Origin of the sequence: uncultured Clostridium sp. (assembly GCF_934754915.1) — a bacterium.
In the GTDB taxonomy this organism is placed as follows: domain Bacteria; phylum Bacillota; class Clostridia; order Clostridiales; family Clostridiaceae; genus Clostridium.
Window position 1 is genome coordinate 30,177 of the sequence record NZ_CAKVKB010000006.1, and the last position, 26,822, is coordinate 56,998.

27 protein-coding genes, 1 other RNA gene and 1 riboswitch are annotated in these 26,822 nt (G+C 29.5%); of the genes, 21 read left to right on the forward strand and 7 right to left on the reverse strand.

Annotation, left to right across the window (positions count from 1 at the left end; genetic code table 11):
• Positions 1-215: 215 nt before the first annotated feature.
• The 13 genes from Q0F58_RS02155 (at position 216) to Q0F58_RS02215 (ending at position 14,908) form a co-directional block, all read left to right on the forward strand.
• On the forward strand, positions 216-542 hold the full coding sequence (locus Q0F58_RS02155; RefSeq protein WP_294371932.1) for an ATPase: 327 nt from the start codon (positions 216-218) through the stop codon (positions 540-542).
• A complete protein-coding gene (locus Q0F58_RS02160; protein WP_294371934.1) occupies positions 529-2,487 on the forward strand; it encodes a V-type ATP synthase subunit I in 1,959 nt (652 codons plus the stop codon). Before Q0F58_RS02155 ends, Q0F58_RS02160 begins: the two co-directional genes overlap by 14 nt.
• 12 nt (positions 2,488-2,499) lie before the next feature.
• Positions 2,500-2,994, forward strand: coding sequence for a V-type ATP synthase subunit K (locus Q0F58_RS02165; RefSeq protein ID WP_294371936.1), 495 nt, complete (start codon positions 2,500-2,502; stop codon positions 2,992-2,994).
• 45 nt (positions 2,995-3,039) lie between these two features.
• Positions 3,040-3,630, forward strand: coding sequence for a V-type ATP synthase subunit E (locus Q0F58_RS02170; protein ID WP_294371940.1), 591 nt, complete (start codon positions 3,040-3,042; stop codon positions 3,628-3,630).
• A 12-nt stretch (positions 3,631-3,642) separates the two neighbouring features.
• Positions 3,643-4,644 (forward strand): V-type ATP synthase subunit C, encoded by a 1,002-nt coding sequence (locus tag Q0F58_RS02175; protein WP_294371942.1) that lies wholly within the window; start codon positions 3,643-3,645, stop codon positions 4,642-4,644.
• Positions 4,637-4,948, forward strand: a complete 312-nt coding sequence (locus Q0F58_RS02180) for a V-type ATP synthase subunit F (RefSeq protein ID WP_294371945.1) — start codon at positions 4,637-4,639, stop codon at positions 4,946-4,948. Before Q0F58_RS02175 ends, Q0F58_RS02180 begins: the two co-directional genes overlap by 8 nt.
• 17 nt (positions 4,949-4,965) lie before the next feature.
• Positions 4,966-6,744, forward strand: a complete 1,779-nt coding sequence (locus tag Q0F58_RS02185) for a V-type ATP synthase subunit A (RefSeq protein WP_294371948.1) — start codon at positions 4,966-4,968, stop codon at positions 6,742-6,744.
• Positions 6,737-8,116 (forward strand): V-type ATP synthase subunit B, encoded by a 1,380-nt coding sequence (locus tag Q0F58_RS02190; RefSeq protein ID WP_294371951.1) that lies wholly within the window; start codon positions 6,737-6,739, stop codon positions 8,114-8,116. The genes Q0F58_RS02185 and Q0F58_RS02190 overlap by 8 nt, the downstream gene beginning before the upstream one ends.
• A gap of 3 nt (positions 8,117-8,119) precedes the next feature.
• The gene (locus Q0F58_RS02195; RefSeq protein ID WP_294371954.1) at positions 8,120-8,761 is read left to right on the forward strand and encodes a V-type ATP synthase subunit D; all 642 of its coding nucleotides are present in this window, start codon (positions 8,120-8,122) and stop codon (positions 8,759-8,761) included.
• 366 nt (positions 8,762-9,127) lie between these two features.
• A complete protein-coding gene (locus Q0F58_RS02200) occupies positions 9,128-10,093 on the forward strand; it encodes an MraY family glycosyltransferase (protein ID WP_294371957.1) in 966 nt (321 codons plus the stop codon).
• A gap of 51 nt (positions 10,094-10,144) precedes the next feature.
• Positions 10,145-10,245: riboswitch (SAM riboswitch) on the forward strand.
• Between the two features lie 239 nt (positions 10,246-10,484).
• The gene (locus Q0F58_RS02205; protein ID WP_294371960.1) at positions 10,485-11,168 is read left to right on the forward strand and encodes a vitamin B12 dependent-methionine synthase activation domain-containing protein; all 684 of its coding nucleotides are present in this window, start codon (positions 10,485-10,487) and stop codon (positions 11,166-11,168) included.
• Complete coding sequence (locus Q0F58_RS02210) at positions 11,158-13,566, forward strand: homocysteine S-methyltransferase family protein (RefSeq protein WP_294372060.1); 2,409 nt, start codon at positions 11,158-11,160, stop codon at positions 13,564-13,566. The genes Q0F58_RS02205 and Q0F58_RS02210 overlap by 11 nt, the downstream gene beginning before the upstream one ends.
• A gap of 385 nt (positions 13,567-13,951) precedes the next feature.
• Positions 13,952-14,908, forward strand: a complete 957-nt coding sequence (locus tag Q0F58_RS02215; RefSeq protein WP_294371963.1) for a flavodoxin family protein — start codon at positions 13,952-13,954, stop codon at positions 14,906-14,908.
• A 169-nt stretch (positions 14,909-15,077) separates the two neighbouring features.
• Here Q0F58_RS02215 and Q0F58_RS02220 read toward each other — a convergent pair whose 3' ends face one another.
• Positions 15,078-15,887, reverse strand: coding sequence for an MBL fold metallo-hydrolase (locus Q0F58_RS02220; protein WP_294371966.1), 810 nt, complete (start codon positions 15,885-15,887; stop codon positions 15,078-15,080).
• 368 nt (positions 15,888-16,255) lie between these two features.
• Between Q0F58_RS02220 and Q0F58_RS02225 the strand changes: the two genes are divergently transcribed.
• The 4 genes from Q0F58_RS02225 to ssrS all read left to right on the forward strand — a co-directional run bounded on the left by Q0F58_RS02225 (position 16,256) and on the right by ssrS (position 18,014).
• Positions 16,256-16,792 carry an ECF transporter S component gene (locus Q0F58_RS02225; RefSeq protein WP_294371968.1) on the forward strand — a complete coding sequence of 179 codons (537 nt, stop codon included), beginning with the start codon at positions 16,256-16,258 and terminating at the stop codon, positions 16,790-16,792.
• A gap of 299 nt (positions 16,793-17,091) precedes the next feature.
• Entirely contained in the window at positions 17,092-17,337 is a 246-nt protein-coding gene (locus Q0F58_RS02230) for a DUF1292 domain-containing protein (protein WP_294371971.1), read from the forward strand.
• A gap of 18 nt (positions 17,338-17,355) precedes the next feature.
• Complete coding sequence (locus Q0F58_RS02235; RefSeq protein WP_294371973.1) at positions 17,356-17,751, forward strand: hypothetical protein; 396 nt, start codon at positions 17,356-17,358, stop codon at positions 17,749-17,751.
• Positions 17,752-17,823: 72 nt separating this feature from the next.
• Positions 17,824-18,014, forward strand: a non-coding RNA gene (gene ssrS, locus Q0F58_RS02240) — 6S RNA.
• A 343-nt stretch (positions 18,015-18,357) separates the two neighbouring features.
• Here ssrS and Q0F58_RS02245 read toward each other — a convergent pair.
• Positions 18,358-18,573: a Spo0E family sporulation regulatory protein-aspartic acid phosphatase gene (locus tag Q0F58_RS02245; protein WP_294371978.1), complete on the reverse strand. Its 216-nt coding sequence runs from the start codon at positions 18,571-18,573 to the stop codon at positions 18,358-18,360.
• A 308-nt stretch (positions 18,574-18,881) separates the two neighbouring features.
• On the opposite strand from Q0F58_RS02245, the gene Q0F58_RS02250 reads away from it, so the two are divergent.
• The 3 genes from Q0F58_RS02250 (at position 18,882) to Q0F58_RS02260 (ending at position 21,580) form a co-directional block, all read left to right on the forward strand.
• Positions 18,882-19,067 carry a DUF896 domain-containing protein gene (locus Q0F58_RS02250; RefSeq protein WP_294371980.1) on the forward strand — a complete coding sequence of 62 codons (186 nt, stop codon included), beginning with the start codon at positions 18,882-18,884 and terminating at the stop codon, positions 19,065-19,067.
• Between the two features lie 15 nt (positions 19,068-19,082).
• Positions 19,083-19,994: an HPr(Ser) kinase/phosphatase gene (gene hprK, locus Q0F58_RS02255; protein ID WP_294371982.1), complete on the forward strand. Its 912-nt coding sequence runs from the start codon at positions 19,083-19,085 to the stop codon at positions 19,992-19,994.
• A 194-nt stretch (positions 19,995-20,188) separates the two neighbouring features.
• Positions 20,189-21,580: an aminopeptidase gene (locus Q0F58_RS02260; RefSeq protein ID WP_294371987.1), complete on the forward strand. Its 1,392-nt coding sequence runs from the start codon at positions 20,189-20,191 to the stop codon at positions 21,578-21,580.
• A 50-nt stretch (positions 21,581-21,630) separates the two neighbouring features.
• Here Q0F58_RS02260 and Q0F58_RS02265 read toward each other — a convergent pair whose 3' ends face one another.
• Entirely contained in the window at positions 21,631-22,473 is an 843-nt protein-coding gene (locus tag Q0F58_RS02265; RefSeq protein ID WP_294371990.1) for a PHP domain-containing protein, read from the reverse strand.
• Positions 22,474-22,643: 170 nt separating this feature from the next.
• Positions 22,644-23,135: a DUF4883 family protein gene (locus tag Q0F58_RS02270; protein ID WP_294371993.1), complete on the reverse strand. Its 492-nt coding sequence runs from the start codon at positions 23,133-23,135 to the stop codon at positions 22,644-22,646.
• Positions 23,136-23,304: 169 nt separating this feature from the next.
• Here Q0F58_RS02270 and Q0F58_RS02275 point away from each other — a divergent pair, with 169 nt between their 5' ends.
• Positions 23,305-24,336, forward strand: coding sequence for a pyruvate kinase (locus tag Q0F58_RS02275; protein WP_294371995.1), 1,032 nt, complete (start codon positions 23,305-23,307; stop codon positions 24,334-24,336).
• Positions 24,337-24,417: 81 nt separating this feature from the next.
• Here the strand turns inward: Q0F58_RS02275 and Q0F58_RS02280 are convergent, their stop codons facing one another.
• From Q0F58_RS02280 to Q0F58_RS02290, 3 genes are read right to left on the reverse strand one after another with little or no spacing between them, the layout of a single operon-like run.
• Positions 24,418-24,915 (reverse strand): hypothetical protein, encoded by a 498-nt coding sequence (locus Q0F58_RS02280; RefSeq protein WP_294371997.1) that lies wholly within the window; start codon positions 24,913-24,915, stop codon positions 24,418-24,420.
• Positions 24,916-24,928: 13 nt separating this feature from the next.
• A complete protein-coding gene (locus Q0F58_RS02285; protein ID WP_294372002.1) occupies positions 24,929-25,561 on the reverse strand; it encodes a DnaJ domain-containing protein in 633 nt (210 codons plus the stop codon).
• Between the two features lies 1 nt (position 25,562).
• Complete coding sequence (locus Q0F58_RS02290) at positions 25,563-26,468, reverse strand: DUF5685 family protein (protein WP_294372005.1); 906 nt, start codon at positions 26,466-26,468, stop codon at positions 25,563-25,565.
• Between the last annotated feature and the right edge of the window lie 354 nt (positions 26,469-26,822).

Genomic DNA, 26,822 nt, shown 5'->3' on the forward strand with positions numbered 1-26,822 from the left:
AAATCAATATTTATGGAAAAAATAGAAGGAGATTCACATATATTAAGCGAATTAATAAATATAAAAGAAGCACGTATATTCTTTTTTGGTTTAAATTGTTGAAAAATACACATGGAATGTGTATAATAAAAATGATAACAAAGTAATTAATACTATATAAAGTATTAATATATATTATTTTCTTTTTACATTGAGGCGTTAAAGGTGGTGAGATTTTGGCATTAGAAGCAATCGAAGAAATTAAACAAACTGAAGCAAAAGCTAAGGATATTGTTAAAAATGCAAATGCTGAAGCAAAAGAAATTGTTCAAAAAGCTATAGCTGAAGCAGGAAAGCAATATGATGAAGTTTTAGCCAAAGCAAAGGAAAAAGCTGATAAGCTTATAAACGAAGCTGTCGATATGGGAAATAAAGAAGCTGAACCTATATTGGCAAAAGGGAAAAAGGAAGCAGAAGATATATTAAATGTATCTCAAGACAAAAAACTTAATGCTATAAAATTAGTAGTTGAGAGGATAGTGAAGATTCATGGCAATAGTTAAAATGAATAAATTCACTTTGTTAGCCTTTGAATCAAAAAAGGAAGAGTTACTTGAAAGACTACAGAGTTTTTCAAATGCAGAATTTATCGATCTTCAAGATGAAACAATTTTAGAAGAAAGTGAAGTTCTTAAAGATTTAACTAAAGATGTAGTTGATTCTGATGTTGCAAAGTGGGAAGAGCAATTATCAAAGGTTAAATTTGCCCTACAGTTTTTACAAGACTATGTGCCTAAACAATCTGCACTTAAAGTTTTACGTACAGAAAAACTTTCATTGAGCTTAAGCGAACTTGAAAGCAAAGTAAAACTAAGCAAGTGGGAAGAAATATACAACAAGGTTAAATCAAAAGATGATGAGTTAACTAAGTTGGAAAATGAAAAAACGAAGTTACAAGGTATTGTACAAAGTTTACAGCCATATAAAGACTTCGATGCACCTTTAGGTTCATTAAAAGAACTTGAAGAAACTGTATATTTCTTAGGAAGTGTTGCAAATCAATATGAAGAAGCTTTAAATAGTGAGTTGACTGACTGCTATGTTGAAGTAGTATCTAAAGATAATCAAGATACATATTTCTTTGCATTATGCAACAAAGACTATGCTGAAAATTCATCTGAAATATTAAGAGGGTTTGGATTTACTCCTTTTAAAACAGAAGAAAAAGAAACTCCTTTGAAATTAATACATGATTATAATGAAAGAGTTTCTTTAATTGACTCAGATAAGTTCATCATAAAAGAAGAACTAGCTGGATATGATGAAGAATTGAAAAAATTACAATTAGCATATGAGTACTATAACAACCTTGTAGGAAGAAAAAATGTTACAACTAAGTTCTTAAAAACTGATAGTGTGTCTTTAATCCAAGGATGGGTACCTGCTAAGTATAATGAAAAATTTACTAAGATTGCTGACGAAGTTTTAGGTGAAGATTATTACTTAAACTTTGAAGATGTAAAAGAGGAAGAAATTGATGACGTTCCTGTAGCATTAGAAAATAACGCGTTAAATTCAGCGTTTGAGGATGTTACATCAATGTATGCATTACCAAAGTACAATGAGATTGACCCAACACCATTGGTTACACCATTCTATCTAATATTCTTTGGAATGATGGTTGCCGATATGGGATATGGACTTCTTATGTTTATATGTACATTACTTGCACTTAAATTCTTGCATTTTGATGATGGAATGAAGAAAATGATTAAATTCTTCCATTATTTAAGCTACCCAACATTTGCTTTTGGGGCAGTTTATGGAGCGTTCTTTGGAGATTTATTCAAAGATCAGTTGCCAAGACTTTTTGATACTAGTACTGATGTTATGAGCATTTTAGCATTATCAGTAGCATTTGGTGCAATACAGATATTATTTGCTTTATTTATAAAAGCTTATGTTTTAATAAAGTTAGGAAAACCTATGGATGCATTAATGGATTCAGGCTCATGGTTACTTATATTGGTTTCTCTTGGGTTACTTGCAGCAGGTATGATGTTAGATATACCAGTATGTGCTACAATTGGTAAATACGGCTCTATTTTAGGTGCTATAGCAATTGTACTTACACAAGGAAGAAGTGCTAAGAGTGCTGGTGGTAAAGTAGGTTCTGGATTATATGAATTATATGGAATAACAAGTTATGTTGGAGACTTAGTTTCTTATACAAGACTTATGGCTATAGGATTATCAGGAGGATCTATTGCTGGTGCCGTTAATATGATTGTAGAAATGATACCGGGTCCAATAGGTGTATTTTTAATAGGTCCATTAATATTCGTAATATTCCAGACAGTAAACTTATTATTATCGTTATTAAGTGGATATGTTCATACATTAAGATTAACTTATGTTGAATATTTCGGAAAGTTCTATGATGGTGGAGGAAAAGCCTTCAAACCATTTGAAACACAAAATGAATATATTAATTTAACAAGAGAGTAGGAGGATTTTAAAATGGAAATGAGTTGGATTAACTATTTCGTAGAAAATTTTGGAGGAATGGTATTTGGTGCACTAGGAGTTGCACTTGCAGTAGGTATGTCAGGTGTTGGTTCTGCTAAAGGTGTTGGTATTGTTGGTCAAAGCGCGGCAAGTTTATTAGCAGAACAACCAGAGAAATTTGGTAAAGCATTAGTTCTTGAATTATTACCAGGTACACAAGGTCTTTATGGATTCGTTATTGGATTATTAGCATTTTTCCAATTAAGTGGTGATACTACATTAGCTCAAGGTTTATACTTATTATTTGCTTGTTTACCAATTGCTATTGCTGGTTTATGGTCAGCTATTGCTCAAGGTAAAGCTGCTGCTGCTGGTATTCAAATCTTAGCTAAAAATCCAGAACATACAACAAAAGGTATGGTATTAGCTGCCATGGTTGAAACTTATGCATTATTAGGATTCGTTGTATCATTCTTATTAGTTAATGCTGCATCAACTGTTGCATAGTAAAAATAGTTTTGGTTAGTAGTATTAAGATGAGGATGTGAGTAAATGTCTAATTTAAGTAATTTAACTTCTAAAATCTTAAAGGATGCAGAAGATAAAAAGGCAGTCATCTTAAACGATGCAGAGAATGAAAAAAACAAAATTCTCAGCAAGAAACAAACAGAAGCCAGTGCAGTTGAAAAGACTATGCTGGAAAAAGCTGAAAGAGAAGCTGCATCTAGAAAAGATAGAATCATTTCAGGAGCACAATTACATGCTAGAAATGAAAAATTAGAAGCAAAACAAAAAGTTATAAGCGAAATATTTAAAACAAGTATTACTGAACTTTCTAATTGTTCTGCATCTGATTTAAAAGAATTTATTAAAGAATCAATTTTAAACAGTGCAATCGAAGGTGAACAAAACCTTATATTAAATGCAAAAGGAAAGAAAGTAGTTGATGAAACTTTTGTAGCAGAAATCAACAAAGAACTTGGTAAAAAGGCTGTTATAAAAATGAGTGAAAACACAGGCGATTTTGAAGGTGGATTCATTTTAGAAAAAGATGGCATAGAAATAAATAATACTTTTGAAGCTTTAGTAACTTCAATAAAGGATGATTTAAGTTTAGAAGTAGCAAGAGTGTTGTTTAGTTAAGGAGGTTAACTGATGGATGAAATGCAATTTAGTCAGGTTATACCTAGAATTAGAGTATACGAGACAAAACTCCTTGATAAAGCAAAAATAGACAGAATGATAGATTCACATTCTGCTGAAGAAGTATTAAAAGTTCTTCAGGAAACAGAGTATGCCAATGTTATGACAAATGTTAAGAGGGCAGAGGATTATGAAGTAATTTTAGGTGGAGAATTAAAAAGATTATTTACTGTAATGTACGACATAAGCCCTGTAAAATCTCTTGTTGATTTAATGAGTATAAAGTATGATTATCAAAATATAAAAGTAATTTTAAAAGGTATGTTTTTAAAGAAAGATTTTTCATATCTTTTGATTCCTGTTGGAACAATTGAAGGCAATTCATTAAAGAATATGATAGAAAATGGAAATCTTTCAGAACTTCCCCATTTAATGAGAGAAGGAGTAGAAGAAGTAAAGCTTTCTTTTGAAAATACTAATGACCCACAGGTTATTGATATTATATTAGATAAATATATGTTTAAATCATTAGTTGAAATCAAAAATGAGATTAATGACAGATTTGTTACTAAATATGTAGATGCTTTAATAGATTCTACAAATTTAAAGACTCTTTTGAGAGTTAAAAAGCAAAACAAAGGCAGAGAATTCTTTGCTTCTGTTATTATTGAAGGAGGATCTATAGATAAAGATAAGTTAATTAGTATGCTTAATGATGCTGCTGAAAACATATCAACAAAGCTTGCTTATACAGATTATGCTGAATTTATAAGAAGCGGTATAGAATACTATACTAAGACTGGTTCAGTAAGTTTATTAGAAAAACTTGCAGATAACTATGTTATGGATATGATGAAAGAAGCTAAAATAATACCATTTGGTGTTGAGCCATTATTAGCTTATATTTATGCTAAAGAAACAGAAATCAAGATTATTAGAATCATAATGGTTGGTAAACTCAATAATATTTCTGCGGAAGTAGTAAGAGAAAGGCTGCGTGATATTTATGTTTAAGAAAATAGGTGTAGTTGGAGATAAGGATTCTGTTTTAGCTTTCAAAGCACTTGGAATTGATGTGTTTCCAGTAGTTGAAAATAGCGAAGCAAGAAAAACTATCGATACATTAGCTAAAAATGACTACGCAGTTATCTTCGTGACTGAGCAGGTTGCACAAAATATCGAAGAAACTATTGAAAGATATAATAAAGCAGTACTTCCAGCTATTATATTAATACCAGGAAATCAAGGATCACTTAATATAGGTATGCAGAGAATCAGCGATAATGTTGAAAAAGCTGTCGGCATGAATATTTTATAGAAAGGTAGGTTAGTGCGTTGAAGACCGGAAAGATAATTAAAGTTTCAGGACCTTTAGTAGTTGCTGAAGGTATGGATGAAGCTAATATACAAGACGTATGTAAGGTTGGAGAAAAAGGACTTATCGGTGAAATTATTGAAATGAGAGGCGATAAGGCTTCAATTCAGGTTTACGAAGAAACATCAGGAATAGGACCTGGAGATCCAGTTGTAACTACAGGAGAACCACTTAGTGTTGAACTTGGACCAGGACTTATGGAAGCCATGTTTGATGGAATACAAAGACCACTAGATAAATTTATGGAGGTTGCTAATTCAGCATTCCTTACTAGAGGGGTTTCAGTTCCAGCTTTAGATAGAGATAAAAAATGGGAGTTCAATCCAACTGCTAAGGTAGGAGATGTGGTAGAACCAGGAGATATTATTGGTACAGTTCAAGAAACTCCTGTAGTTTTACAAAAAATAATGATTCCAGTAGGAATTGAAGGAAAAATCAAAGAAATTAAAGGTGGAAGTTTTACTGTTGTAGAAACAGTTGCAGTAGTTGAAACTAAAGACGGAGATAAAGAAGTTCAATTAATGCAAAAGTGGCCAGTAAGAAAAGGTAGACCATATAAGAAAAAAATCAATCCTAAAGAACCAATGTTAACTGGCCAAAGAGTTATTGATACTTTCTTCCCTGTTGCAAAGGGTGGAGCAGCTGCTATTCCAGGACCATTCGGAGCTGGAAAAACAGTTACTCAGCACCAGATTGCTAAATGGGGAGATGCTGAAATAGTTGTTTACGTTGGATGCGGTGAACGTGGTAACGAAATGACAGATGTTGTTAATGAGTTCCCAGAACTTATTGACCCTAAGACTGGTCAATCATTAATGAAGAGAACAGTTCTTATAGCTAATACTTCAAACATGCCAGTTGCTGCCAGAGAAGCTTCAATATACACAGGTATCACAATAGCTGAATATTTCAGAGATATGGGATACTCAGTATCAATAATGGCTGACTCTACTTCAAGATGGGCAGAAGCATTAAGAGAAATGTCTGGTAGACTTGAAGAAATGCCTGGTGATGAAGGTTATCCAGCTTATCTTGGATCAAGACTTGCTGATTACTATGAAAGAGCTGGTAAAGTTGAATGTTTAGGTAATGACGGAAGAGAAGGTTCAATCACTGCTATCGGTGCCGTATCACCTCCAGGAGGAGATATTTCTGAACCAGTATCACAAGGTACTTTAAGAATAGTTAAAGTATTCTGGGGACTTGATGCACAACTTGCTTATCAAAGACACTTCCCAACAATCAACTGGTTAACTTCATATTCATTATATCAAGATACAATTGATCAATGGATGGATGAAAATGTTGCAGATAACTGGGGAGCTTTAAGATTAGAAGCTATGACTATTCTTCAAGAAGAAGCTCAATTACAAGAAATAGTAAGACTTGTAGGTATAGATGCATTATCTGAAAAAGATAGATTAAAATTAGATGTTGCTAAGTCAATAAGAGAAGACTATTTACAACAAAATGGTTTCCATGAAGTTGATACTTATACATCTTTAAAGAAACAATATAAAATGTTAAGTCTTATCTTAGGATATAGACATGAAGCTGAAAGAGCATTAGAAGCTGGTGTTTACTTAAGCGATATAATGGCTATGGAAGATTTAAAAGACAGAATTGCAAGAAGTAAGTACATACACGAAGATGATCTAGATAAGATAGATCAGATTGCTGTAGATTTACATGCTGCAATTGATGACTTAATAAGCAAAGGAGGGGTAGCAAATGCTTAAAGAGTATAGAACAGTTACAGAAGTTGTTGGCCCTTTGATGGTTGTTGAGGGTGTTGAAGGCGTTAAATATGACGAATTAGTTGATATAGAACTTCATACTGGTGAAAAAAGAAGAGGTAAGGTTCTTGAAGTTAATGGATCAAAAGCTATGGTTCAGATTTTCGAAGGATCTTCTGGTATAAAATTAAAAGGTACTAAAGCTAAATTCTTAGGAAGACCACTTGAACTAGGTGTATCTGAAGATATGGTTGGTAGAGTATTTGATGGTATGGGTAGACCAAATGATAATGGTCCAGAAATCATACCAGAAAAAAGAGTTGATATAAATGGTGAAGCTATAAATCCAATGGCTAGAGATTTCCCATCAGAATTTATTCAAACAGGAGTTTCTGCTATTGATGGACTTAACACTCTAGTTAGAGGACAAAAACTTCCAGTTTTCTCAGCATCAGGACTTCCACACCAAGAACTTGCTGCACAAATTGCAAGACAAGCGAAAGTTTTAAATTCTGATTCTAAGTTCGCAATTGTATTTGCAGCTATAGGTATTACATTCGAAGAAGCTGAATTCTTCGTTGATGAATTTAAAAAGACAGGTGCGATTGACAGATCAGTTCTATTCATGAACTTAGCATCTGACCCAGCTATCGAAAGAATAGCTACTCCAAGAATGGCATTAACTTGTGCTGAATACTTAGCATATGAAAAGGGAATGCAGGTTCTTGTAATAATGACAGATATCACAAACTATGCTGAAGCATTAAGAGAAATTTCAGCAGCTAGAAAAGAAGTTCCAGGAAGAAGAGGATATCCAGGATATTTATATACTGACCTTTCTACTTTATATGAAAGAGCAGGAAGAATCAGAGGTAAAGAAGGTTCAATAACTCAGATTCCAATACTTACAATGCCTGAAGATGATAAGACACATCCAATTCCAGACTTAACTGGATATATTACAGAAGGTCAGATTATCCTTTCAAGAGAATTATATAAGAAAGGTTTAATGCCACCAATTGATGTTTTACCATCACTTTCAAGACTTAAAGATAAAGGTATTGGTAAAGGAAAGACTAGAGAAGACCATGCAGATACTATGAACCAATTATTTGCAGCATATTCACAAGGTAAACAAGCAAAAGAATTATCAGCAATCTTAGGAGAATCTGCTTTATCTGATACAGATAAGAAATTAGCTAAATTTGCTGAAGCTTTTGAAAATGAGTATGTATCACAAGGATTTAATACTAATAGAAGTATTGAAGAAACTCTTGATTTAGGATGGAAATTATTAAAGATGATTCCTAGAACTGAACTTAAGAGAATCAGAGATGAATACCTTGAAAAATATCTGCCAAGAGAGGAAGAATAGTCTATGGCTAAGTTAAACGTCAATCCTACTAGAATGGAACTCACTAAGCTTAAGAAAAGACTAGCAACATCAACAAGAAGTCATAAACTTTTAAAGGATAAACAAGATGAATTAATGAGACAATTCATTAATCTTGTTAAATATAATAACAAACTAAGAAAAGAAGTTGAAGACAATCTTCAAAGTTCTCTTAAGGATTTTGTTATGGCAAGTGCTGTAATGAGTTCTGAATTCTTAGAAGAAGCTATTGTATATCCTAAAGAGCATATAAGTGTTGAAGTTGGAGAAAAGAATGTTATGAGTGTATCTGTTCCAGTAATGAACTTCAAGAGACAGCTTGAAGGAGACGAAGGAAGCATATATCCTTATGGATTTGCAAATACATCTTCAGAGCTTGACGATACACTTTCAAAACTTTATGGAATTCTTCCACAATTACTAGAGCTTGCAGAAGTAGAAAAGTCATGTCAGTTAATGGCTGATGAAATTGAAAGCACTAGAAGAAGAGTTAATGCTCTTGAATACATGACAATACCTCAGCTTCAAGAGACTATAAAGTATATAAGAATGAGACTAGATGAAAATGAAAGATCTGCTACAACTAGATTAATGAAAGTTAAGAGCATGATTGAACAAAGAGGCTAGATTTATAGTATAAAAAGAGTACTGTTTTTCAGTACTCTTTTTATATGATTTCTTTATGGGAGAGATTTCATATAAAAAACTTTAAGTTATTTTTTAAAAATTCTTATTATTAAATTTTATATTTTAACTTATATTTCAATATTGTAAAGTTTATTAAAGAATTAGTTATTTCATAGTAAGAGAGTACTTTTATTATGAGTTTTAAACAATGAAAATAAGCAAATAGAATTTAATAAAAGAGGCTGATGATAAATAAAATTAATAATTTTGTAATTGATATACCATATTATTAATAGTATAATCAAATGGATAGAAAATTCAAAATTATTATAAGGCTATGATGATTTTAACTAAGGAGTAGATAAGATGAATTATATATTAGCAATGATGATTGCATTAACAGCAGCATTGATTATCATGCCATTTCTTATGAAACTATCTCATAAACTGGAATTTACAGATAAACCTAATAAAAGAAAGCAACATAAAACTCCAACACCGTTATGTGGAGGAATTGCAATATACATAGGATTTTTTATTTCATATTTTTTATTTGTTGAAGAAGAGAATGCAGTACAACAAAAGGCTATATTCATAGGAGCAACAATGATCTTGTTAATTGGTCTTGTTGATGATTATTATAAAACAAAGGGAAAGGAATTCCCAATCATGCCAAGATTGATAGTACAATTGATGTCAGCCATAATTGTATTTCAGTCAGGTATATTTTTTAAAGGATTCACAAATCCATTTACATCAGAATTTATAACACTTAGCACAACTATTCAGTTTATTCTTACTATAACATGGATATTTGGTGTTACTACAGTTATAAACTGGTCAGATGGTAAAGATGGACTCGCTGGAGGATTATCTTTGATTTCAGCAATGACATTTTTTATTGCAGCATTAATTCTGGGACAGCAGGATTCATCAGCAATGGTTTCGGTGATTTTATCTGGAAGCATAATAGGTTTTCTGTATTATAATAAATATCCAGCTAAAGTTTTTATGGGGGATTCAGGAGCAAATTTTTTAGGATTTATTTTAAGTGTTACTGCATTAGATGGTATGTTTAAGCAGACAACAGTAATGAGCCTGTTTATACCAATACTTGCACTTGCAGTGCCTATATTTGATAATTTATTTGTTATATTTAAGAGATTTTCAGAAGGAAAACCAGTATATCAAGCAGATAGGAGTCAGATACATTTCAGACTTGAAGAAAAAGGTTTTTCACCTAAACAGATAGTTAATTACATAATGATGATTAGTCTGTCTTTTAGTATATTTTCCATAATTTTATTATTGATAAGAAAGATAAAATTTTAACATTTTTCTTTACAAATTTAAAATAAAGATATATAATAAATGCAATAATGATACTTATCAAGAGTGGTGGAGGGACTGGCCCTATGAAGCCCGGCAACCAATATTTATATATGTGGTGCCAAATCCTGCAGTTTTTTACTGATAGATAAGGTGTTTTTAGAAAGCTTTACACCTAAGGAGTACCTTAGGTGTTTTTTGTTTCATAATATGAATATGCAATATATTTTATAAAACATTTCAACAAATTTTAAATGAAACTTTTAATCATATTTTGATAATATATATGTTCCAATTAACAAATGTACAATTTACAATGAATGATGGATATTTGCAATATTTATTTGATTATTGGAAATATATATTAAGAAGGGATAGTGATAGTGGAGAGATTATGAATGCATTAGAATTAAAAATTGACAGAGAAGAAGTACTGAGATATTTGGGACACAAGGGTCAAAAGATAGATGAAAATATGAGTGAAATGATTGATCAGTGCAGAGAAGAGATAAGAAAAATAATAATTCCACGAGCTGTCTATGAATATAGAAATATTCAGAATACAAAGGAAGGAATAGAAGTTCTTGATACAAATCTCATGCTGACAGGAAATGATATAATGAAGCATTTAAGAGCATCTAAGGAATGTGTTCTTATGGCTGTTACTCTTGGAAATGAGATTGAAAAGAAAACTCGTCTTTATGAAAAGACAAATCTTACAAAGGCACTTATTATTGATGCATGTGCAACTACTGCAGTTGAAGAAATTTGTGACAAGATAGAAGATGAAATAAGAAAGAAAGCAGAGAAAAAAGGAATGAAGATTACATTTAGATATAGTCCTGGGTATGGAGATTTGCCTCTTGAAATACAAAATAGTTTTCTGCGTGTATTGGATGCAAATAAAAAGATAGGGCTTACTGTATCGGAAAATAATCTGCTATTTCCCAGGAAATCTGTTACAGCAATAATAGGTATTGTAAATTCAAATGTTAAAATAAATACGAGAAACTGTGAAAATTGTAACAATTACAATAATTGCAGTTTCAGAAGAGAAGGAGAAACTTGTGGGGCTTAAAGAGTTAATAAAGGAAAAAATATTAATATTTGATGGAGCAATGGGGACAATGCTTCAGAAAAAAGGGTTAAAGGTTGGAGAAAATCCAGAGTTACTTAATATAAAATCACCAGAAATAATTGAGGAAATACATAAAGAATATATAGAAAGCGGTGCAAATGTAATAACAACAAATACATTTGGAGCAAATGAAAGAAAGTTAAAGCTTTGTAATCTTCAGGTCGAAGAAGCTGTAGATGCAGCTATTAAAATTGCTAAAAAAGCAAGAGGAAACAAGGAAGTATATATTGCTCTTGACATAGGGCCAATAGGTGAACTTCTTGAACCAATGGGAACATTGAGTTTTGATGAAGCTTATGAAATATTTAAACGTCAAATTATTCAAGGTGTGAAATCAGGAGCAGATGTTATTCTTTTTGAAACAATGACTGATTTATATGAACTTAAGGCAGCAGTTCTTGCTGCGAAGGAACACAGTGATCTTCCAATATTATGCACAATGACCTTTGAGGAAAATGGAAGAACATTTACTGGATGTCTTCCAGAAGCAATGGTTTTAGTTCTTGAAGGACTTGGAGTTGATGCATTAGGAGTAAACTGTTCATTAGGACCAAAACAGCTTAAACCTGTTGTGGAAGAAATATGTAGACTATCTAATATTCCTGTAATGGTTCAACCTAATGCGGGTCTTCCTACATTATCAATAAATAATGAAACAAAATATGATGTTACAAAGGAAGAATTTGCGGAAACATTATGCAGTTTCATTGAAAGCGGTGTAAGTATAATTGGAGGATGTTGTGGTACTACTCCGGATTATATAAGAGAGCTTGCAGAAAGGACTAAAGACAAAAAAGTTACAAAGAGAGAAAAAAATTATTATGAAGCTGTATGTACTCCATCAAAAGTTGTAAGAATTGATGGAGTAAGAATTGTCGGAGAAAGAATAAATCCAACAGGAAAAAAATTATTTAAACAGGCACTTATAAATGAGGATATGGATTATATTCTTAGTACAGCAGTTGCTCAGGCTGAGGCAGGTGCACATATTCTTGATGTAAATGTAGGTCTTCCTAAAATTGATGAGCCTAATATGATGCGTAGAGTAGTAAGAGAAATTCAGGGAATACTTGATATACCTCTTCAGATAGATTCGTCAGATAAAATTGCTATTGAAAAAGGGTTGAGATATTATAACGGAAAACCTAATCTTAATTCTGTAAATGGTGAAGATAAAGTACTGGATACTGTACTTCCTCTTGTAAAAAAATATGGTGCAAATGTTATAGGGCTTACTTTAGATGAAAAGGGAATACCTAAAAAAGCAGAAGATAGATTTAAAATTGCCCAGAAAGTAGTAAATAAGGCTGCTGAATATGGAATAAGAAAAGAAAATGTATTTATAGATTGTCTTGTACTTACTGTTTCAGCTCAGCAGGAAGAGGTTCAGGAAACATTAAAAGCTGTAAGGATGGTCAAAGAGAAATTAGGAGTAAAAACTCTTTTAGGAGTTTCAAATATATCTTTTGGACTTCCAAACAGAAAACTTATCAATGAAACATTTTTAGCACTGGCACTTGCAAATGGGCTTGATCTTCCAATAATGAACCCAAATGAAAATGGCATGATAAGAGTTATAGATTCATATAATGTACTTTATAACTATGATAAAGGTTCTGAACACTATATTAAAAATTATGCTAATGTTACAATTGAAAGTAGTGTAAAAGGCAATGGATCATCAGAAGGAAATGGAGGACAGGCAGCAGATAATAAGGAACATGATTTAAAGTATGTTGTAATAAAGGGGCTTAAAGAAGAAGCAAAAACTGCAACAATTGAATTATTAAAAGAACATGAACCATTAGAAATAGTAAATGAATATCTAATACCTGCATTGGATGAAGTTGGAGAGCAGTATGAAAAAGGAATTTTATTTCTGCCACAATTAATACAAGCAGCGGAAACTGTAAAGAATTCATTTACAGTATTAAAATCTGAAATATCTAAAAATAATACTGAAACAATATCAAAAGGAAAGATAATAATTGCAACAGTTAAAGGAGATATCCATGATATAGGAAAAAATATCGTTAAAGTCATACTTGAAAATTATGGATATGAAATGATAGATTTAGGAAAGGATGTTCCTATTGAAACTGTTGTAAGTGAAGCTAAAAAGCATGATGTTAAACTTATTGGGCTAAGTGCTTTAATGACAACGACAATAAGAAGTATGGAAGATACTATAACTGCATTAAAAGAAAGCGGATATAAAGGAAAAGTTTTTGTTGGAGGAGCTGTTCTCACTCCAGAGTATGCTGATCAGATAGGAGCAGATTTTTATGCAAAGGATGCAAAAGAATCAGTAGAGATTGCTAAAAAGATATTTGCTTAATTAGGAATAGAGAAACTGTTTTAGGACTGTATTTATCAGTCTTAGGACAGTTTCTTTATTTTAGAAAAAGATAAATTGAGAAAAATTATTTTGCTGTACTTTTAGAAAATGATTATAAAATTATCTTTTCTTGATAATTATTGAATTATTTACATAATTATTATATTTTATACAAAATAGTATATATTTGAGATAATAGTGATATAATTGACTTATGAATAATATAATAAATTTAATAATGAAAAGAGGGATTTTATAATGTATATGCCAGATATGCCAGGTAAGAAAATAGAAAATGAAAGCTTAAATGCAGCGTATAAATTTATACCTTATTTAAATGATAAAAATTAAATAGAAATATTTGTTCATGGTTGGAGGGAAACATATGGGATTAAAAATATTAGGCATAACTACAGGCAGAAAAAATTCTAATTCAGAGATTCTATTAAAAGAAGCACTTTTAGCATGTCAAGAAAAAGGTGCAGAAGTTACTATGATAAATCTAAAGGATTATAATATTATGGATTGTACAGGGTGTACAGCATGTACTCAAGGAATGGTAGAAGGAAAAAAAGTACCTTGTATACTAGAAAAGAAAGATGATAAGAAGGCTATTATGGATGTTATGCTAGAAACGGATGGATTAATAGTTTCTGTTCCGACATATTATCTTATGCCTAATTCAGAATTTTTGAGGTTCATGCATAGAAATTTGTGTTATGAAACACCATTTTTAGAGGCGTTAGGTGAAATTGTACATAAAGATAAAGTCGCAGCAATAATGTCTGTAGGAGGTTCCACACGTGCATGGCAGTCAATGTCATTAGAAGCCCTTCAAATAACATGTAGTTTAAATGATTATCAGGTAATTGATATGTATATGGCTTCAAGAGTCCCTGCACCGAGACAGTGTTTATTACATGATGAAATGATACAAAGAGCTCATAGGATGGGAGAAAATGTAATGAAGTCATTAAATACTCCAGTAGAAAACAGAAAATGGCTTGGTGATGAAGATATGGGATGGTGTCCAAATTGTCATGGAAATGCTTTGATTTTAGGAGCTCCTCAGTGGGACGGTGTAAGCTTTGAAGTAGAATGCCAGGTATGTGGAGCTGGAGGAAAATTGCAAAAAACAGAAGATGGAAAGTGGAAATTTGTTATTGAAAAAAATGGACTAGTTCATGACCGTACAACAAGAGAAGGAAGAAATAACCATGTTAAAGAGATCATAGCTACTCAAGGTGGCTTTTATACTGAGGAAAATTTGAAAATTGTAAATGAAAAATTCAAGAAATATAAAAATATTAAATTTCCTACAATTGAAGTGAAGAAGAATTAATAAAAAGTCATCTAACTATCAATAGTTTTGTTGAATAAAAATCATTACATGATGATTAGTATTTATAAAATTTAGAACTGGGCATTATGTAATGATTATTTATATAACAATTTTATTTTATATGAATTTTCTAGAAAAGATAAGAAAGTTCATATTTTTATGAGTAATTTTAAACCAAAGGAATAATATCCAAATCATCTGGAACAAATATTTTACCATTAAATACTTGTTTTCCTTCTTTTGTATAAGAATCTTTTCTTTTATCAAGATTTTTATCTTCAGTATGATATAAAATTATATTTTTTACATTGAGTTTTGCTGCATTCATACAGGCATCCTTTGCTGTTGCATGATGCTTTTCATATGGCTTGAAAATATCTTTTTGAGAATATAGACAGAAAGCTTCATGCATAAGATAATCAGAATTTTCACAATATTCTTTTACAGTCTCTCTATAAGGTTCATCACCTAAAAAAGTAAGTTTTTTACCATTTTCAAGAATTGTGGTAAATCCATGCTGAAGTTCTTTAGTACTATTGATATCAAAAAAGATAGTTCTTCTTCCTAAAATATCAATTGAAGAATTGTTGCTTATTTCATGAAATAAGATTTTGATATCAAAGAGATTTAGAAATTTTTTCTGAAGAACAAATGAACTTATGGTTTTTATAGCATCTATTGATTTTTGATGACAGTATATATTAAAAACTCCATTATATTTAGAATTGAGCATAGAATTTGCTACAGCTCTGATGACCCATATGGCACCTAATATATGATCATTATGGTTATGTGAAATAAACATATTATGTATCTGGTTTATTGATATGTTTGCTTTTTCAAGGTTGGATAGTATTGTATTTCCACCACCAGCATCAACTAAAAAATGTTCATTATCTGCGTTTGAAATAGTAAAACATGTATTATAACATTTTGTTACCATAGCAGATCCTGTGCCAAGCATAGTTATGTTTTCCATTATTTGAAATCCTCCTTGTTTATAAATGAAAGTTACATTAATGATAACATATATATTATAGAAATAGTAGAAAAGTAAGACAACTATAGAATTTAAAAGATTTGATTGTTGCAAAATTATAAGCTTAAATTTGAATAAATTTAAAAAAATATCAAATGTAAATGTTTCAAATTATTTTAGGATTAAAAATATCAAGAAAGCTTTACACAAGAAGAATCAGAATATATACTAATGTATATACAGGTGTTAATAGCAATTGTACATTGTTAATTTGAACGTATGATTATAATTATTGCAACTATAATTATTGTTGTGAAATTTTATTAAATAGTATGATTGTTATTGTAAGTCAAGGGGGATTTATATAAATGAATAATAAGATTAAACAAATGGTATATGCAGGATTGTTGACTGCATTGGCAATAATTATTCCAATTCAATTTTCATTTTTGAAAATATTTGTGCCACCAGCATTTACAGCTACTTTAGCAGCTCATGTTCCAATGATGCTTTCAATGCTTATTTCACCTTTTGTAGCAGTTATTGTTGGAGTAGGTTCTACAATAGGATTTGCAATGACTGGGCTTCCTGCTGTAGTAGTAGCAAGAGCAGCAACTCATATAGTTGTAGGATTTATTGGAGCAAAAATTATATTAAGAAATAGAAGTTATGCACAAGCTGTTATTATAACTGCACCAATTCATGGATTTTTAGAAATGATTGTTGCTATACCTTTTATAGGCTTGACTGTTAACTGGGCTCTTATTGTTACTTTAGTAGGAAGTATGGTCCATCATATGGTTGATGGTATTATAGCATATGCTGTTGTAAAAGCAGTAGCAAAATCAAGAAATAGAGATATATATGAAGCATTTGGAGAATTTACTCCTCAACAGATGTATTAAAATTTGATAAATCATAAATAAGAAGTAAGAAACATTAATCCTAAAGAAAAATTGGATTAATGTTTTTTATTTTGGAATTTCTAAAATAATAGATGGAAATAATAAAAAAGATATAGACAAAACAAATAAATATCATATAATAAATTTAGAATATAAAAAATAAAAAAGTAAAAATACTAATAATATATTGTTATTGTTTTTCTATTTTGCATATGAATTAAAAATGGAAAGATATATATTTTTATATAAAACATTATAGCAACAATTAACAATGTTCTATATATTAAGAGGTGATCATGATGGAAGAAAAAGAAATAATGTCATTTAAAGATGAAGATGGAAACAAGGTGGATTTTGAAGCAGTAGCAAAAATTTATTTAGATAAACAAGGATATCTTTTATTGTCTCCATTAGATGAAAATAATGATGATATGTTTGCATTTAGAATTGATAAAAATGAGGAAGGTAAAGAAGAACTTAATCTTGTGGAAGATGACAAAGAATTTGAAGAAATAAAAAAAGAATATAAGAAGTTACTATACTAAAAGATGAGGTGATTTAAATTGGATATTTCAGAAATAAGAAATTTTTTAGAAGATAATGATTTATCTGATGTTGAAGAAATAAAACAGGAAGAGGAATATGTTTTAATAAAATTCTATTATGATTTTGATAAGGAAGAGTTAAGTGCAGCTAAAAGCTATTCTAATGAAGAGAGTGATTTTGAATCAGAAAGTGATGAATGGTATAATGAATATTATATTCCTTATCTAAAAGAAATAGCAGAAGATAATGTTGAGAGCATAATAGAAGATGCATCTGAGGAATTTGAAGTAGAAGGAAAGTATAAGGCACTTGGATCGGATAGTGGAGATGTAGGATATCTTAAATTCATAGCAGTATTTTCAACTGAAATGGATGAAACTGAAATGGAAGATATTTTAAACGATTACGAATAGTAAAAATTAGCATTGAGTAAAGTTTTAAAATACTATTGAAAATATGAAAACTTATGCTATAATAAAATCATAGATTTCCTGAGATGTGCGCAAAGCTTATGATATTCAACCTACATTACATTTTCGGGATTTGCAAAATACTTAAATATGCCGGGCTTCATTTTTTACGATATGTAGCAGAAGAAGGCAGACGTAAGTTGCGCTTAACCCACCTGCGAGGAGCAGGTTTTGAATATTTAAGTGAACGGCATGTTGGGAGCTATGTTTTTGAAATTAACACCTCAGAAATGGGGTGTTTTTTATTGTACAATAATAAATTATAAAATTTTTTAAAATTCAAATTTAATAATGTCAATAAAATTAATAGATGTAAACTTAATAGAATGTTATTTACAAAGAGACATAGTGAAGCCATTTTTCTACATATAAATAAAAAAGTAAGAAAACAAATCTGCTTAAACATAATATAATTTAATATGCTTAAGCAGGGTATTAATCTATTTTACATATATATATAAATACATTTTAATATTGCAATAAATTAATAATGCGATATTAATTTGTGAATTATTTGAAAATATTGAGTTTGTAATAAATTTCAAGTATTTATGCTGCAAACTTTTTTAGTTTATTACTGTTGCTGTTATTATGTATGTATATTGAAAATAACTTTTTCTGATATAATACAATATACTTGTCCAAATCTTGTGATAGAGCAACCATTATGTCAGTAGTAGGATATAGAAAGATAAGTAATATATTTATAAGTTGTTTTCGTATAAAAATACTAAATTTAAGTTTGTTTAATATTAAAAAATTCATATTTTTCACCACCTTTTACTTAATTTGGATAATTCCTGTAAATATATTATAAATATTAAGGAATAAATTGTAAAATATTTTCGTAGTACAATTAGTGACATTATATACCAAAAAATGGTTTGAAATGAGTTAAAAGGGGAAAAAATATAAAAACTTAATACAAATTAATGCATAAATGGATAAAAATGTAAAATAATTCGTTCGACAATTATTTTTATAAGTTTTATAATATGTCGAATCATTTAATATTGATTATATACTTTAAAATAGGTAAAATTATTGTTATAGGATAGAAAGGATGATTGTCTATGGATATTCAAAAGATGAAAATTGAAGAAGTTGTAAAAAAAATAAATTTACTATATAAAACTAGTCAGGAAAGAGAACTTAGTGAAGAAGAAAAAACTTTACAGCAGGCTCTTAGAAGAAGATATTTGGATAATGTTAAAAGAAATTTTAGGGCCCAGCTTGAAAGTATTGAAATTAAAAAATAAAAAAGGATGATATAATTGGGAGTTAATGTAAAAAAATTAATTGATGATTTTAATTTAGAAGTTCTTGTAGAAGGAAGAGAGGATATTGAAATATCAGTAAACGATATAAATAGGCCAGGGCTACAGTTAGCAGGATTCTACAATTACTTTGCACCAGAGAGAATTCAGGTTATTGGGAAAGCTGAATGGAGTTTCCTTGATGATATGCAGATTGAATTGAGGAAAAAAAGAGTAAAAAAATATTTTACTTTTGATATAAATTGTTTAGTTATTACAAGAGGTCTTGAACCTCATGCAGAATTTATAAAGGAAGCAAAAAAGCATAATGTATGGGTTTTAAGAACTAATCTTGTTACGACTCAGTTTATAAGTAAAACGACAATTTATCTTGCAGATAAACTTGCACCAGAAACAAGACTTCATGGAGTTTTAGTTGATGTATCAGGAATTGGTATATTAATTACTGGGGAAAGTGGAATTGGTAAAAGTGAAACTGCATTAGAACTTATAAAAAGAGGACATAGACTTGTTACAGATGATGCGGTGGACATAAAGGAAATTGATGGCCAGCTTATAGGAACATCTCCAAAGATAACAGTTGGTATGCTTGAAGTAAGAGGAATAGGAATAATTGATGTTACAACTTTATATGGTCTAAGTTCAGTTGTTCAACAGAAAGAAATAAAGCTTGTGATGCATTTTGAACATTGGAAAGATGATAATGATTATGATAGGCTTGGAATAGATGATGAATATATGAACATATTAGGCATAGACGTTAAGAAATTGACTGTTCCAGTTAGACCAGGAAGGAATATTGCAGTAATTATTGAAGCTGCAGCAGTAAATTACAGATATGCATTAATGTCTGATGTTACACCGGTTGAAATAATCGAAAGCAGAATGAATAATTTGGCGGATATGTAGTAAAATTATATATAGGTTCTGAAATAAAGATAGAATGTTATATTTTTTATAAATTCAAACATTTAATGCTTAAAAAATATGTTCGAAGACTCAATATTATAGCATATATATTGCAGAAATACGAGTAAGAGTTTAGATTTAAAATTATTTTGGACATTTAATTATTGTAATATATTCTAAAAAGGAGTTTTTATATGAGTAAACAGAATTTAAATAAAAATGCATGGACTAAATACACATCAAAACAGGTAGAAGAAATATTTGATTTTTGTGATGGATATAAGAATTTTATGTCTAAGTGTAAAACTGAAAGAGAATGTGTAAAAGAGATAATAAATTTATCAGAAAAACATGGGTATAGAAACCTAGAAGATATAATAAAAAATAGCCAATCATTAAAAGCAGGAGACAAAGTTTATTTTAATAATAAAGGTAAAAGTATAGCTCTTTTTGTAATTGGAAATGAATCAATGGATGCAGGATTAAAAATATTAGGTGCACATATTGATTCTCCTAGACTTGATCTTAAACAAAATCCACTTTATGAGGATACAGAACTATCTTTGCTTGATACTCATTATTATGGTGGAATAAAAAAATATCAATGGGTTACACTTCCTTTAGCATTACATGGTGTTGTTGTAAAAAAAGATGGGACTGTAATTGATATATGTATAGGTGAAGATGAAAATGATCCAGTTGTAGGAGTTTCTGATTTACTTGTTCATTTATCTGGAGATCAGCTTGCTAAAAAAGGTGCAAAAGTAGTTGAAGGTGAAGATTTAAATGTACTTGTTGGAAGCATGCCTTTAAAAGGAGCTGAAAAGGAAGCTGTTAAAGCTAACATATTAGAAATACTAAAAGATAAATATGACATAGAAGAAGAAGATTTTCTATCAGCCGAAATAGAAGTAGTACCAGCTGGAAAAGCAAGAGATTATGGATTAGATAAGAGTATGATAATGGCTTATGGGCAAGATGATAAAGTTTGTTCATATACTTCTCTTATGGCTATGTTTGATATAAAAGAAACAGATAAAACTTGCTGCTGTCTTTTAGTTGATAAAGAAGAAATTGGAAGTGTAGGAGCAACAGGAATGCATTCAAGATTTTTTGAAAATTCTGTTGCAGAAATAATAGATAGATGTGAAGGATATTCTGATTTGAAATTAAGAAGATGCCTATCAAATTCAAAAATGCTTTCTTCAGATGTAAGTGCTGCATTTGATCCTAATTATCCAAGTGTAATGGAAAAGAAAAACTCTGCTTTCTTTGGAAGAGGAATGGTATTTAACAAATATACTGGAGCAAGAGGAAAATCTGGATGTAATGATGCTAATGCAGAATATATGGCTGAACTCAGAAATATAATGGAAAAACATGAAGTTTCATTCCAAACAGCTGAACTTGGAAAAGTTGATGTTGGAGGCGGTGGAACAATAGCTTATATTTTAGCACAATATAATATGGAGGTTATTGACTGTGGAGTTGCGCTTCATAATATGCATGCTCCATGGGAAGTCGCAAGTAAAGTGGATATCTATGAAACAATGAAAGGATATAGAGCATTTTTAATAGAAGCTTAGGATTAAAAAATAAAAGATATTGAGATTTAACATTTCTCAATATCTTTTATTTATATGTTATATGAAATATCTAGAGCTGTAAGTAGATTTTTTAAGTATTTATCAGAAAAACTCATACATCCTACATCTCCATGTCTTTTATCATTTATTATATCTCCGTGAAAATCTGAACCACATGAAATGAGCATGTTATTTTCTTCTGCTACATTAACATAATATTTTGTTTCACTATCTGTATTTTGAAAATAGAAAGCTTCAATACCATCGAAATTCATATTTAAAAAGTCATTTACCGATGAATTTTTTATTAATTTTGGGTGAGCAAGAAATGCCAGTGCGTTATGTTTTTTTAAAAGTTTTACACCTTCTTCAGTAGAAAGTTTTAATGTTGGAACATAAGCCTTACAGCCTTTGCCTATAAAATTATTAAAGATATAATCATGAGAATAATTATATCCAGCATCCATTATAGCTCTGGCGATATGAGGTCTTGCAACAGTATCTCTCGATTTTTTTAAAATATCTTCAAAGTTCAGTGATATATTAAATTCATCTTTTAGTTTTTTTACCATTTTTTCTGCGCGTATTATTCTATGATTCTTTATTTTGTTCAATTCACCTGTAAGTTCAGGATTTCTAAAAGAATCACCTTTGAAAAATCCAAGAACATGTACACTTTCATCATTATATTGAGTCGATAATTCAATTCCTGGTATTATGCATATATTTTCCTTTAATCCTTCAGAAATTGCTTCATCTATACCAGTTAACGTGTCATGATCTGTTATGGCAAGAAATTTAACTTCATTTATTTTTCCGCGTTTTACAACATCTGTAGGTGATAATATTCCGTCAGAAGCAGATGTATGAACATGAAAATCTACTTTTATCATGGAATGTAGCCTCCTATATATTTTGTTTTTATTAATTATTTGCTAAATTTATTCGAATAATATTAATTTTAATAATATGATAACATAATTTTAATAATAAAAGTATAGAAAGTTATAAGGAATATAAAAATAATGCAGATTAAATTTGTTGAAATCTGCATTATAATATGTTATTTTCTTGAAGCTGGTTTATTCTGTATGTGTGTGCAGAAGTCTAGAAGATTATATCTTAATGGAATATCATTCATAGAAACGATATCTTCTTCATAAATTCCATCCCATGGAGAGACTGCAATTACAGAAGAATCATAAATACGAATTAAATATTTGCTGCTGTCTTCAAAAGAAATTGTTATTCTAAAGATTTCTTTATTTTCAGGTTTGGAATCATAAGATAGATAATTTGAATCATTGAGTGTGTTAAAAAAATCATCAATAATTAGATTTTCATCTTTATCAACAGTTATATCTTTATATAAATTTGTGTCAAAAACACAAAGAGAAAAATCTTTACTGCTTATTATTTTATTTTTTAATTCATCAGTATAATAATGATTACTAGGCTTTGAAGAGAAATTTATATATTTAGAGTTTTGTGAAATACATCCATTTAAATTAAAAGATATAATTATGAAAAATAACAGTAGAAGTTTTTTTAACATAAATCCTCCTGAAATTAATAGAACTTAACAATATTAATCTATTCATAATATATATTTTTAGAACTATATGTAAATAAGATTTTTAAGAAAATGACTTATATAAACTAATAGTGATAATTATATTGATAAATTAATATTAATAGACAGTAATGATATTTTGGAGGATAACATGTATATTATAGGTACGGTTGGACCAACAGTTAAGGACCGAACGGCATTAAAGGGCATAGTAGATAATGGGGTCAATGCATTACGATTTAATTTTGCACATGGCAGTGATAATGAGTTTTTTGGTTTTCTTCAAATGGCAAGAGAGATAAAAGACGATGTCAATATAATATTAGATATTTCAGGAACAAAGATACGGATATCTAACAAATTTCAATATATATATAAAGTATATAATAATGAAGAAGTTATTTTTTGTGGAGAAGACCAATATGAGAAAATAAGAGCAGATTTAAAAGATATAAGGATAAAGATATTTCCTCTTAATATAAAAAGCAATATTTTATGCAGAAATGATTTTGATAAGATAAGTATAAAGGACAATACCATGATTTTTCAGATTACGAGTAAAGAAAAAAATTTGATAAGAGCAAGAGCAGTCAAGGGAGGGATAATAAGAAAGGGTAAAGGCTGCAATATAAAAGATTTTGATAGGAGCATGCTTTCCATAAGCAAGAAAGATAGGAAAGCAATTATATGGGGAATTAAAAATAATGTAGATATAATATGTCAGTCATTTGTTGAAAGCAGAGAAGATGTTATGGCTATAAAACAGTTCATATCTGCTCATAAAAATGAGAACACACATATTAAAATATGGGCAAAGATAGAAACGCTGAAAGGAGTAGATAATGTTGATGAGATTATTGATGAGGCTGATGGAGTAGTAATAGGGAGAGGGGATCTTATTCCAGAAACTTCAATTGAAGATACACCTGTGTATGAAGAAAGAATAATAGAAAAGGTTTCAAAGATTGAAAATAAAGATATTATAATTGCAACACATCTATTTAACAGTATGAAATTAGGAAAAATGCCTTATCTGTCAGAAGTTGAAAGCGTATATAATTTTATTAGAAAGGGTGTTACAGGTTTCTTGCTGGCAGGAGAAACATCAGTAGGAAAAGCACCTATAAAAACTGTTCAATTTCTGAGAAAACTTGTATCTAAATATGAAATGAATATTGAGTAAGAGACTTAAAAGAGAAAAACTGTTGCATTAAAAATTATACAACAGTTTTTCTTTCTATACTTAATCAAAATATGTATTTGATTATTTTATATGGCTATTAATTCTATTTAAAAAATATGATATTACTATAGTCAGTGCATAATCATAAATGAGAAAGGCAAATTGACATATTAATATAATTATCCATATAGGAAGTTTTATATTAAAGTCTGTAATAAATAATTTAAACAAAAAATATGCTGCAAATAAGATACAGTTAAAAGTGATGAGCTTTAATAGTATCTCATAAGAAAGATTGTTGATTTTTTCTATAAAAAACTTTATTATTCCATAAACTCCGAAAAACATAGAATACATTAGTGCTATATTTAAAGGAATAAATAAAAAACTTAGTATGCTGCTGCATAAATAAACTAATACACCATATTTTATTGATGTTCTGATTATTGCAATTGGGACGAGACAAGATGCAATAGCCAGAATGGATAAAGTGTTTATGGGAATCAGTGAAGCAGCAAATAAAATGGCAAGAGTAAGTGCTATCAATATTCCACTTTGAGCAATATCTTTAGATTTCATAATATACCCCCTGTTAACAGCAAGATATTAAATCGCCACCCATACATTCACATAATGAATCTAAACACCATAAGTTTATACAACAGTCGCAGGCATCATTATTATTAAATCCAGTAGTTCTATAATAATGGTTTGAAAAATTATTCCCTCGTTGTCTCAATGAGTTTAAGGTTTGTCTGTATTCAAAATTATTAGGATCCATGCTTACAGCTGTGTTGATGTGGTTAAGAGCTGAATCATACCAGCCTTTATTAAACATTACAACACCATATAAATAATTCCATTCAGCATTTCTGTTATTTATACTGTTAAGTCTCTGTTCAGCATATGAAAAATTACGTGATTGAATCATTCTTCTTATTTCCTGAAATTCATTAAAGTTGCTGTTTGAATAATTGCTGTTTGTGTTTGAATAAGAATTTGAATTATAATTTGCAGATGAGCTGCTGTAAGAACTTGATCCACCATTTTTAGTGAGCATATCATAAGCTTTATTTACTTCTATAAGTTTTTCTTGGGCAAGTTCTTTTAATGGATTATCACCATATTGATCAGGATGGTATTTCTTTATTAGCTTTCTGTAGGCACTTTTTATTTCGTCTTGGCTTGCGCCAGGTTTTATGCCTAATACTTCATATGGATTCATTTTATAAGTCACTCCTTTTTGTTTCATTAGTATTATTAGGATGATTGATAACCTTTATGTATTTATCCATCAATCCAAGTTCAACAATATTAAATAAGATATCTTTATTTCTTTTTAGATTCAGCTTCATTAGATTTTCTTTTATGATAGAACCACAGCTTAAAATTGTAAATTCAATGCGTGGTTTTATTGAATCTGTCAATTGATCATAAGTCATATTGGATTTATTATATAAAAAATCAATAGGATTAAATTTTTTATGCTCCATATCTTTTTTTAAGTCGTCAAGTGCATCTATAATATATATCCACTTGCCAATAGAATAACCTAATGTATAAAGAATATCTCTAAGTTCAATAGAATCATCTAATAATTCGTAAGGATAATTTTTAAATACAGTTCCCACAAGCCTGCTGAAAGGATCACATATTTCATCTAAGGAATTAAAAGATTTACTATTTTCTAAATCAGAAAGCTGATTTAGGCAATTTTTTATTTCATTATCAGTATTAAGAACAGACTCAGGAAATTTTTTTCTATAAGGACTTAATACAGCTGCATATATTCTGCTTTTTAATGATTTGTCATCTTGTACATCATCAATTAGTTTGTAATAAAAAAGAGAAATATTTATATATGCAGCGTAAGATATAGCTTTGTTATTGTTTATAACTATCTTTTTTTCTCCAGGATGAAGAAAACACACATGATGTGAAACTTCAACTTTATCAGGATTGATTCCATCAAGAAGAAGGCCTAGGAAAGTCATATCATAATTTAATGATAATCTTGGTATATTTCCAAACTGTTTTTTTATATGGCAGCATAGACCACAGTAATAACATTTAAATCTATTGAAATCTTTTACTTTTAGTTCTCCTTTTAGGGGAGTAACATATCCAAACAATAAAAACACTCCTCATGCAATTAAATAAATATATTAATAATTGGAATATATATATTAATTATAAACTATATCTTAAATAATGTTTATAGAAGTAATTAAAATTTCAGATAATATTAACATTTTTATTTAAGAAAAAATATATTCAGCTTATAAAAATTTATAAAGTTATAGAAAAAATTACACGATAAATAGATAAAGATGTCAATATTAAAAAATATATGAAATTCGATGTAAAAATTAAAATAAAAATAAAAAAACTATTTACAACGGATAATAATTATTATATAATAAAAATTGTCAGAGAGATGGACAAATGATAAATAAAATATAGTAAAAAATTTAAATATAAGTGTG

Excerpts from the sequence above, each read along its gene's own strand:
- Q0F58_RS02195 (WP_294371954.1), top strand. The coding sequence starts at position 8,120 with ATGGCTAAGTTAAACGTCAATCCTACTAGAATGGAACTCACTAAGCTT.
- Q0F58_RS02170 (WP_294371940.1), top strand. The coding sequence starts at position 3,040 with ATGTCTAATTTAAGTAATTTAACTTCTAAAATCTTAAAGGATGCAGAA.
- Q0F58_RS02270 (WP_294371993.1), bottom strand. The coding sequence starts at position 23,135 with ATGTTAAAAAAACTTCTACTGTTATTTTTCATAATTATATCTTTTAAT.
- Q0F58_RS02285 (WP_294372002.1), bottom strand. The coding sequence starts at position 25,561 with ATGAATCCATATGAAGTATTAGGCATAAAACCTGGCGCAAGCCAAGAC.
- Q0F58_RS02190 (WP_294371951.1), top strand. The coding sequence starts at position 6,737 with ATGCTTAAAGAGTATAGAACAGTTACAGAAGTTGTTGGCCCTTTGATG.
- Q0F58_RS02265 (WP_294371990.1), bottom strand. The coding sequence starts at position 22,473 with ATGATAAAAGTAGATTTTCATGTTCATACATCTGCTTCTGACGGAATA.
- Q0F58_RS02215 (WP_294371963.1), top strand. The coding sequence starts at position 13,952 with ATGGGATTAAAAATATTAGGCATAACTACAGGCAGAAAAAATTCTAAT.
- Q0F58_RS02260 (WP_294371987.1), top strand. The coding sequence starts at position 20,189 with ATGAGTAAACAGAATTTAAATAAAAATGCATGGACTAAATACACATCA.
- Q0F58_RS02280 (WP_294371997.1), bottom strand. The coding sequence starts at position 24,915 with ATGAAATCTAAAGATATTGCTCAAAGTGGAATATTGATAGCACTTACT.
- Q0F58_RS02160 (WP_294371934.1), top strand. The coding sequence starts at position 529 with ATGGCAATAGTTAAAATGAATAAATTCACTTTGTTAGCCTTTGAATCA.
- Q0F58_RS02175 (WP_294371942.1), top strand. The coding sequence starts at position 3,643 with ATGGATGAAATGCAATTTAGTCAGGTTATACCTAGAATTAGAGTATAC.
- Q0F58_RS02205 (WP_294371960.1), top strand. The coding sequence starts at position 10,485 with ATGAATGCATTAGAATTAAAAATTGACAGAGAAGAAGTACTGAGATAT.
- Q0F58_RS02230 (WP_294371971.1), top strand. The coding sequence starts at position 17,092 with ATGGAAGAAAAAGAAATAATGTCATTTAAAGATGAAGATGGAAACAAG.
- Q0F58_RS02180 (WP_294371945.1), top strand. The coding sequence starts at position 4,637 with ATGTTTAAGAAAATAGGTGTAGTTGGAGATAAGGATTCTGTTTTAGCT.
- Q0F58_RS02245 (WP_294371978.1), bottom strand. The coding sequence starts at position 18,573 with ATGAATTTTTTAATATTAAACAAACTTAAATTTAGTATTTTTATACGA.
- Q0F58_RS02220 (WP_294371966.1), bottom strand. The coding sequence starts at position 15,887 with ATGGAAAACATAACTATGCTTGGCACAGGATCTGCTATGGTAACAAAA.
- Q0F58_RS02225 (WP_294371968.1), top strand. The coding sequence starts at position 16,256 with ATGAATAATAAGATTAAACAAATGGTATATGCAGGATTGTTGACTGCA.
- Q0F58_RS02165 (WP_294371936.1), top strand. The coding sequence starts at position 2,500 with ATGGAAATGAGTTGGATTAACTATTTCGTAGAAAATTTTGGAGGAATG.
- Q0F58_RS02200 (WP_294371957.1), top strand. The coding sequence starts at position 9,128 with ATGAATTATATATTAGCAATGATGATTGCATTAACAGCAGCATTGATT.
- Q0F58_RS02250 (WP_294371980.1), top strand. The coding sequence starts at position 18,882 with ATGGATATTCAAAAGATGAAAATTGAAGAAGTTGTAAAAAAAATAAAT.
- Q0F58_RS02275 (WP_294371995.1), top strand. The coding sequence starts at position 23,305 with ATGTATATTATAGGTACGGTTGGACCAACAGTTAAGGACCGAACGGCA.